Annotated in this window: 7 protein-coding genes; 2 read left to right on the top strand and 5 right to left on the bottom strand. The window is 74.1% G+C overall.

Annotation, left to right across the window (positions count from 1 at the left end; translation table 11 throughout):
• Positions 1-384: 384 nt before the first annotated feature.
• The 4 genes from KIK08_RS35470 to KIK08_RS35455 all read right to left on the bottom strand — a co-directional run bounded on the left by KIK08_RS35470 (position 385) and on the right by KIK08_RS35455 (position 5,471).
• Complete coding sequence (locus tag KIK08_RS35470; protein ID WP_214407695.1) at positions 385-663, bottom strand: GlsB/YeaQ/YmgE family stress response membrane protein; 279 nt, start codon at positions 661-663, stop codon at positions 385-387.
• A 126-nt stretch (positions 664-789) separates the two neighbouring features.
• The gene (locus KIK08_RS35465) at positions 790-1,962 is read right to left on the bottom strand and encodes an AfsR/SARP family transcriptional regulator (RefSeq protein WP_214407694.1); all 1,173 of its coding nucleotides are present in this window, start codon (positions 1,960-1,962) and stop codon (positions 790-792) included.
• Positions 1,959-3,398 carry a serine/threonine-protein kinase gene (locus KIK08_RS35460; RefSeq protein WP_214407693.1) on the bottom strand — a complete coding sequence of 480 codons (1,440 nt, stop codon included), beginning with the start codon at positions 3,396-3,398 and terminating at the stop codon, positions 1,959-1,961. The genes KIK08_RS35465 and KIK08_RS35460 overlap by 4 nt, the downstream gene beginning before the upstream one ends.
• Positions 3,399-3,866: 468 nt before the next feature.
• Complete coding sequence (locus tag KIK08_RS35455; RefSeq protein WP_308258097.1) at positions 3,867-5,471, bottom strand: APC family permease; 1,605 nt, start codon at positions 5,469-5,471, stop codon at positions 3,867-3,869.
• Between the two features lie 132 nt (positions 5,472-5,603).
• On the opposite strand from KIK08_RS35455, the gene KIK08_RS35450 reads away from it, so the two are divergent.
• Positions 5,604-6,236 carry a GOLPH3/VPS74 family protein gene (locus KIK08_RS35450; protein WP_214407692.1) on the top strand — a complete coding sequence of 211 codons (633 nt, stop codon included), beginning with the start codon at positions 5,604-5,606 and terminating at the stop codon, positions 6,234-6,236.
• A gap of 51 nt (positions 6,237-6,287) precedes the next feature.
• Positions 6,288-7,106, top strand: a complete 819-nt coding sequence (locus KIK08_RS35445) for a tetratricopeptide repeat protein (protein ID WP_214407691.1) — start codon at positions 6,288-6,290, stop codon at positions 7,104-7,106.
• A 92-nt stretch (positions 7,107-7,198) separates the two neighbouring features.
• On the opposite strand, the gene KIK08_RS35440 is transcribed toward KIK08_RS35445, so the two are convergent.
• A complete protein-coding gene (locus tag KIK08_RS35440; protein WP_214407690.1) occupies positions 7,199-7,588 on the bottom strand; it encodes a roadblock/LC7 domain-containing protein in 390 nt (129 codons plus the stop codon).
• Between the last annotated feature and the right edge of the window lie 171 nt (positions 7,589-7,759).

Genomic DNA, 7,759 nt, shown 5'->3' with positions numbered 1-7,759 from the left:
GGCCGCGGTGCGGCGGACCCCCGCTACCCCCTGCGCGGGCGCGCGCACGGCGACCGGGGCGGGGCGCGCCGCCGCCCGGTTCGCCGCCCGGTTCGACGCCGCCCGGTTCAGGACGGCCCGGTTGGCCTCCCGCACCCGCGCGACCGCCGCGGGGATCCGCTCACCCATGGCCATGGCTGCTCCGCCCGTTCTCGTGCTCACCCTGCTCGTGCCGCCGCGGCTCCGGGCGTCCCGCGCCCGATGTTCCCAGATCCGCGGTCCGGCCGGCCGCCGCGGCGCGGCCGGGTCGCGGGGACGGCGGGAACGCGACGAGGCCCGCTCCCCGGAGCGGGGAGCGGGCCCTGTCGTGTGCGTGCTGGGTACCGGTCACGGCACCCGGGTCGCCTAGCGCCGGACGCCGCGGCGCGCGTACAGGTTGGCGGCGATGACCACGCCGACGGCGGCCACGATCACCTGCACCAGCAGCTCGAGCCAGTCGATGCCGTTGGTGGCGGTCGGGATGCCGATCGCGCGGGCCAGGAAGGTGCCGATGAACGCGGCGATGATGCCGACCACGATCGTCAGCCAGATCGGGATGGGCTGACGGCCCGGAACGACCAGTCGACCGAGCGCGCCGATGATGGCACCGACGACGATCGCGACAATGATCCCAGTGATGGTCACGAGTTTCCTCCACACGACTGTGGACCGACGACCGGCCCGTTCGAGGGGTGAGTAGCCGAAAGCGGGGTCCGCTATGCACGGGGAGCGGACCGTGAGCCTTTCGTGATCGTGGTTGAACCGTTCGGCCTAGCTCACACGTCCGTCCGCAGCAGGCCCAACGGTGTCGTCGCGGGTCGGATCGGTCGGCGCGCCCCGGGCCGCGGTCGGGCCGGTCACCGCGAGGACCGTGTCGCCGCAGCGCACGAGGTCGCCGACGCGCAGCCGGTCGTCCGGGCCGGCGGGGTCCACGCGGTCGCCGTTGTGGAACGTGCCGTTGCGCGATCCCAGGTCGCGAAGGAGCACGGCCCCGTCGCGCACGACCAGCGCCGCGTGCCGGCGGGACACGGCCGGGTCCCAGCTCAGCGCGATGTCCGCGGCCTCGCTGCGCCCGATGACCAGCTCGCCGTCGGCGGGCAGCTCGCGCCTGCGCGGCAGTCCGCTGCCGTCCACCCAGGTCAGCGCCGGGCGCACCGGCCCGGCGCCGCCGGGCTCGCCGAAGCGCAGCAGCTCGGCCGTGTCCGCCTGGCCCAGGATCGCCGCCTCCAGGTTGCGCAACGCGGCGCCGGGATCCAGGCCGACCTCGTCGGCGAGGACCTTGCGCGCGCGGTGGTAGGCGCGCAGCGCGTCGGCCTGCCGCCCGTCGCGGTGCAGCGCGACCATCAGCTGGCCCCACAGCCGTTCGCGCAGCGGGTGCGCGGCCACCAGGTCCTCCAGCTCGGCGACCAGCCCGGGCGTCCCGGTGCGCAGCGCGGCGCCGATCATCGCCTCGGTCGCGTCCAGCCGGACCGTCTCGTAGAGGCTGCGTGCCGCACGCAGGTAGGCGAAGTCGCGCAGGTCGGCGCAGAACTCGCCGCGCCACAACCCCAGCCCGGTCCGGTAGGCGGCCTCCGCGCCCGCGGCGTCGCCCGCCCGGTCGGCGGCCCGGGCCCGGCGCAGCGCCGCCTCCGCCTGCCGCACGTCGACCTCCACCCCGTCGATCCGGTAGCCGGCGGGGGTGTGGGTGAGCACGTCGGCGTGCGGGGCCAGCTCCTGGCGCAGGCCGTGCACGTGGACCTGCAGCGTGCCGCGGGAGGCCGGCGTCCCGGTGTCGGACCAGACGGCGTCGTGCAGCCGGTCGACCGCGACCGGCGCCCCCGCGGACGCCGCGAGCACCGCCAGCACCGCGCGCCTGCGCACCCCGGCGATGGGCCGGGGCTCGCCGTCCACGGTGAGCCTGACCTCGCCGAGCAGCCCGACGGTGACTCCCTCGCCGACGCTCACGTCGGGTACCGCAGCTCGGCGAAGAACTCCGCCACCGGGTCGAGGTCGCGCGGGAACGGCACCTGCGGGCGGCCGTCCAGCACCGCCACGACGTCCTGGTCGTCGACGGTCCAGGCGTAGCGGGTGTTGTCCCCCAGTACGTAGCAGAGCAGGGTGCCGCCGCGCCCGTCGCGCGACCACGCCTGGCGCGCCGGGAGGTCCTGCGGGCAGCTGCCCTCCAGCAGCGCGGTCGGCTCCTGGCCCGCGCCCGTGCGCAGGTAGGTCTCGACGGCGCCGCCACCGGGCAGCGCGAACAGCCGCAGCTCGCCGACCTCCTCGGGGGTCTCGCACACCCGCTGCGCCTGCACCCCCGCGGAGGCCGCCGCCGCGGACGGGGTGGTCGGCCGGCACGTCGCGCCCACCGGCGTGCTGGCGTCGAGCCGCTCGTCGGGCCCCGCCCGCCACAGCCCCGGCGCGACGAGCGCCGCCGTCACCACGACGGCCAGCACGACGGCCCCGATCAGCACCCGCCGCGAGCGCCACGGGCCGCGGACGCGCCCGCCGTCGGGCAGCGTGGGTGCCGGCCGGCGGGTCGGGCTGCGGTCCTCGCCCGGCGTGTCGAGGATGTCGCGGATCTGCTGGCGCACGGCGCCCGGCGACGGGCGCTCGGCCGGGGCCTTGGCCAGCATGCCGGCCAGCAGCGCGTTGAGCATCCGGGTGCGCCGGTCGGGCGCCTGCAGGCGGGGCAGCGGGCCCCGCACGTGGCCCATGATCACCTGGGGCTGGCTGCCCTCGTAGGGCGGCGCGCCGGTCAGCAGCGCCCACAGCATGCAGCCCAGCGAGTAGACGTCGGAGGCCGGCACGGCGGGCTCGCCGTCGAGCCGCTCGGGCGCCAGGTAGGCCAGCGTGCCGACGACGCCCGCGGTCTCCCCCGTCCCGCCGGCGACGTCGGCGGCGTTGCGCGCGATGCCGAAGTCGGCCAGGTAGACGAAGTCCTCGTCGGCGGCCGTGGCGGCCGGGCGGATCAGCACGTTGCTCGGCTTGACGTCGCGGTGCACGACGCCGATCGAGTGCGCGTCGGCCAGCGCCGCGGCCACCTGGGCGGTGATGCGCAGCGCCCGCCGGGGGGGCAGCGGCCCGTCGGCCAGCAGCGCGCCCAGGTCGGGCCCCTGGATCAGCTGCATCGCCAGGAACAGGTTGCCGTCGTGCTCACCGTGGTCGTAGATCTGGATGACGTGCGGCGAGTCGAGCCGGGCCAGCGCGGCCGCCTCGCGGCCGAAGCGGCTGCGGTAGAGGGGGTCCTCGGCCAGCTCGGCGGGCAGCACCTTGAGCGCGACCGGCCGGTTGAGCTTGCGCTGCCATGCCCGGTACACCACCCCCATGCCGCCGCGGCCGATGCGGGCGTCGATGCGGTAGTCGCCGAAGTCCCCGGCCAGCGGGACCGACGTCCCGGACACCTCGGCCCCCTCCCCGCGACCAGCCCGGCCGCTCCCCCCGTGGGAGCCGGTGCCGGCGCCGGGCGCCACGGCCCGACCCCGCACGAGTGATCCGCGGACACCCTATCGAGGCCGCGCGGCATCCCCCGCGCCCGTCGGTCGCGAGCGCGGATAGCGGACGCACAGGTGCCCCGCCCTGTATCGATCAACTCCTGTTGCTGATCAACACTGGGCGGGGCACGGGGTCGATGCGGTTCAGCGTGGCGCAACGCACCGGTGATCGTTCCCCGGTCGCCGCGGCGCCTGTTCGACGGTCACCGCCGTACTGGCATCCAGGTGACCGACGCCACCCGACCGGGTGCTCCAGCTTTCATTCCGGAATGTTTCCTGCCGATTGCGGACGCCTTTGCCCGGTCATCTGCGCGCGCACATGCACGGTCGTTTGCACGCTCCTTCCGGCACCGAGCGTCGCGCTCGGTGCCGTCGCCATTACCGTCGGCGGCTGACCGTGGGAAGATCGAGCCGCGGCTCGTCCTCCACGGGGGCCAATGCGACGTGCCCGATTCCGGCGTACACCTGAGGGCGCGAAGAGCGCAGAATGAGCGCCCAAACGGCCCCACCGGCGGCAGCCACAAGGACCAGTGCGGGCAGGATCCAGCGCAGCGGCGACGTCGGGTCGGTACCCAGCAGCGCGTCGAAGTTCACCAGCAGGATCACCACGATCGCGCCCAGCAGCAGGCACGCCGCGACCGGCGCGATGAGCCGCTGCCAGACCGAGGCGGGCGCGTTCGGGTGGCGACGGAAGAAGCCCACCACCGCGGCCGACGTTCCGGTCATCAGCAGGACCACACCCAGCGCGGCCACCCCGCTGAACCAGGTGAACAGCTCCAGCACCGGGTCGCTGCCGCTGATGACGAAGATCACCAGGATGACGACCGCGATGATCGACTGCAGCAGCGAGCCCGCCACCGGGCCGCCCGAGCGCGTGCCCACGGTGTCGAGCACGTCGGGGAGCACGCGCTCCCGACCCAGCGCGAAGAAGTACCGGGCCACGCTGTTGTGGAAGCTCAGCAGGGCGGCGAACACGCTGGTCAGGAACAGGACGCTGGCGACGTCCGAGACGATCGGCGCGTAGTGCTCGCCGAGCGCGGCGAACACGACGCCCGGACCGTTCTCGGCCGCGACGGCCTGCAGGTTCTCCGGGCCGACGTTGACCGTCATGGCCCAGGCCGACAGCGCGTAGAACAGGCCGGTGAAGGCCACCGCGACGAAGGTGGCCCGGCCGACGGTGCGCTGGGGGTCCTTGCACTCCTCGCTGTAGATCGCGCTGGACTCGAAGCCGATGAAGCAGGCGATGCCGAAGGCGAAGACCGCCCCGACGCCGGGCAGGAACAGCTGGTCGAACTGGAAGCCCGCGGTGGAGACGGTGCCGCCGGCCGGGTCGCCGAGCGCACCCAGGTCGTAGAGGACCACGGCGACGATCTCCAGCACGAGCAGCACCGCGAGGATGCTGGCGTTCAGGTCGACCCGCAGCACACCCAGCGCCCCGACCAGCACCAGCGCGAGCAGGGCCCAGAGCCACCAGTCGACGCTGACGCCGAAGGTGGCCGAGGCGAAGTCGGCCATCACGGCGCCGAAGAGGCCGTAGAGCCCGATCTGGATGGCGTTGTAGGCAACGAGCGCCACAAAGGCGCCGGAGACGCCTGCCACTCGGCCCAGTCCCTGCGCCAGATAGGAGTAAAACGCCCCCGCGTTGGCGACGAAGCGGCTCATCGCGGCGTAGCCGACGGCGAAGATGGCGAGGGAGAGCGCGAGGATCAGGAACGCGAGCGGCACGCCGGGGATCCCGGTCACCGCGAAGGCGGTCGTCACGCCGCCGCCGAGCACGGTCAGCGGCGCTGACGCGGCCACGGTGAAGAACACCAGATGGATCACACCCAGCCGTCGACGACGTAGTTGCGAAACAATCTGATGACCGGAAGAGTAGGCCATTCGTGCGCTCCTTGTCACAATCCGATCGGGGGCGAGTTCGAGACGGTAGTCCCCGTGCGTCGACTTGTGGAGAAGGGGGTTCGGGTGCCACACGAGCGCCACCGCGGTCGTTCACGATCAACAACGGGAAACCGTTCGCGCGCGTACTGTCAACATCGTGACGATAGGTGACCGTTCCCGGTTCGCCGTCACCGACCGTCACCCCAACAAGCCCACCCGAGGAACGCAGAACCCATGAGCCGCAGCCACCTCGCCGAGAATTTCTTCTTGATCGTCCACGACCCCTTCACCGGCAAGCTGACCATCAGCCGCGAGCTGCTCGACTGCGGCCTGGTCGCCTCACAGCTCGCTGACCTGGTCCTTTCCGGTCACCTGGACGTGGTGGACGACCGCGTGGTGGTCACCGACCGCACCGGCGGACGTGACGAGGAACTCGACCGGTTCGTGCTCGACGCGGTGGCGAGGCAGAAATCTGCACACACCGTGCGCGTGTGGTCCGAGTCGGTGGGGGAGATAGTCTTCGACCTGGTCGTGAAGAGCCTGCTCGACGACGGGGTCATCCGGGCCGAGAAGTCCAGGGCGGTGCTGCGCCGGGGTCCGGAGCGGTTCCCCGCCCAGGACCTGCTGCGGGCCAGCGGACCCCGGCTGCGCCTGGAGCACATGCTGCGCCACCCCACGGAGTTCGACCTCCCCGGGGCGGTGACCGCGGCGATCGTCGGCGCGCTGGGCGTGGAGCGGACCTTCGAGTTCGACATCGAGCGCGAGCTGTTCACCGAGCTCTCGGAGAACCTGCCCCCGTCGCTCGAGCGGCTGGTGGCGGGCGTCGCGGCCACCGTCGCGGCAATCTCGCTGACGATCCGTCGGTGACCGGGCCCGTCCGGTCGCGCCGGTCCCACCTAGTGGCAGAGGACGTGTGACATGGCTCGCGGGGACGAGACGAGGATCGGGGGCGGCCGCTTCGCCGGCTCCCCCTTCCTGGCCCAGAGCGCGGCGTTCCGACGCGGCGCCGACAACCTCGACAGCCGCGACCCGCTGTCCACCCACAACGACGCCGCGGTCGCCCAGTTCGGCGCCGGCCGCGCCGCCGAGGCGGCCGCGGTGCTCGAGGGGCTGCTCGCCGACTGCCGCTCGATCCTCGGCCCACGCCACCCCGAGACGCTCGTCGTCGAGGGCAACACCGCGGCCGCGCTGGTCGCCGTGGGCCGGCTGAGCGAGGGCATCGCGCTGATGGAGGCCAACGTCGCGGCCCGCGAGAGCGAGTTCGGCGACGACCACCCCCGCACCCTGACCGCGCGCGAGGCGCTGGCCACCGCCTACCGGCTCGGCGGGCGGCTGGCCGAGGCCCTGCGGGTGTCGATGCGGGTCACGGCGCAGCGCACGGCCGTGCTCGGCCCGACCCACCCGCACACGCTGGTGTCCCGGCTCGGGCTGGGCCTCACCCGCGCCGACAGCGGCGACATGCGCGGCGCGGAGAGCATCGTGATGCCGGCGCTGCGCGAGGCCGTCGCCGCGCACGGCCCGCACCACGTCGTCACCACCGCCCTGCGCTCGTGCGCGGGCAGCCTGCACGCCGTCGCCGGGCGAGTGGACGAGGCCCGCGACGCCCTGGTGCAGGCCGTGCAGGACAGCGAACGCCAGCTGGGCAGCGGGCACCCCGACACCACGGCGCTGCGCGAGGAGCTGATGACGCTGTCGTCCTCGTCCCCGGCGCCCTCGTCCCCGGCGCCCACGTCCTGAGGGCCCGGACAGCCCGCTGAGGCTCCCGGGGTCCCGGGGCGGCGCGCCGGCGGGTGCCGGCCCCGGGCGGAACCCGGAGCCGACCGGACGGCTCAGCGCTGGTAGGCCATCAGCGCGGCCTCGACGCGCGGCAGCGCCTGGCGGACCGCGAGGTGCAGGCGCGCGACGTTGGGGCCGTCCGTCCCGTAGAGCACCAGGATCGCGTTCTCGCCGATCGGGTGGACCGCCACGCAGCCCTTGTTGCCCTGCACGACCGTGCCGCCGAGCTCGCCCAGCCGCATGAGGTAGGCGAACTGGGCGCCCACGCCCGAGGTCGCCGCGGCGAGCGCGGCGATCGACTCGGCGTGCAGGCTGTCCTCGCACTCCGCGGCGATGAGCATCCCGTCACCGGTGGCGATCAGCGCGCCGCTGACCCCGATGACCTCCGTGAGCACCTCCCGCAGCTCGGCACACAACGACTCGGTGTCCGTCACCCTGTCCACACCCATGCTCCTCGCGCCCACCGTTCCGCTCACCGCTCACCGCTCACTGCCCGGCCCCGTCGTTCGGCAGCCGTCGTGGGTGCCATGGCGCGCGCCGGCGCGGCCGGTCGGCCGAGGTGGCCCCCGGCACCCGCCGCGCCAGCGTGGCGGGCACCGAGCCGGCCTGCTGGG

Source organism: Pseudonocardia lacus (assembly GCF_018531445.1).
Taxonomy (GTDB): Bacteria; Actinomycetota; Actinomycetes; order Mycobacteriales; family Pseudonocardiaceae; genus Pseudonocardia; species Pseudonocardia lacus.
The sequence above is the reverse complement of the archived record's forward strand: the minus strand, read 5'-3'. Positions and strand labels throughout refer to the sequence as shown.

Coding starts and splice junctions, on each gene's coding strand:
- KIK08_RS35445 (WP_214407691.1), top strand. CDS start 6,288: ATGGCTCGCGGGGACGAGACGAGGATCGGGGGCGGCCGCTTCGCCGGC.
- KIK08_RS35450 (WP_214407692.1), top strand. CDS start 5,604: ATGAGCCGCAGCCACCTCGCCGAGAATTTCTTCTTGATCGTCCACGAC.